Annotated in this window: 1 pseudogene; it reads right to left on the bottom strand. The window is 74.8% G+C overall.

From position 1 onward, the window contains the following. Positions 1 to 512, bottom strand: a pseudogene (locus tag QOL99_RS17545) (alginate biosynthesis protein AlgP); the annotation flags it as partial.

The following is a 512-nucleotide window of genomic DNA, read 5'->3' as shown; positions in this document are numbered from 1 at the left end:
GCCTGGCTGGTGGCCGCGTCGGTCGTCGGGGTGGCCGTGGCCGGGGTGCTGGCGGCTGCCCCGGACCCGGTGGGCGCGGGAGCCGGAGCCGACGCCGACTCGTCGAGGGTCTCGAGCCACATGGAGCCCACCACGTTGCGGGCGTCGCGGCTGAACTTGTGCAGGCGCTCGGCGGCCTCGGGACTGACGCCCTCCACCGCCTTCAGGATGCCCTGACGGGCAGCGGGCACGCGGGCCAGCAGGGCGGCGCCGCCGACGAGGGCGATCAGCAGGGTGGTGCCGCCAAAGCCGCCCCCAGCCTCCGCTTCCTTGCGGTCATTCCGGGCACGGGCCACTGCCTTCTTGCCGTCCTTGTCGAGTCGGGCGAGTTCGCGGCTGACCTGCTTGCTCAGAGGCGCGATCTGCTTCTCGACCTCGCGCTCCAGGCGGGCCTGGTCCCAGTCACGGCGAGCGGACTTCAGCTCGCGCTCGGCCTCGCGGCGGGCGCGGGCGAGGCGGCGTTCGGCGTCCCG

Source organism: Deinococcus rhizophilus, assembly GCF_030271215.1.
Taxonomy (GTDB): Bacteria; Deinococcota; Deinococci; order Deinococcales; family Deinococcaceae; genus Deinococcus; species Deinococcus rhizophilus.
This window is presented reverse-complemented; position numbering and strand designations above follow the sequence as displayed.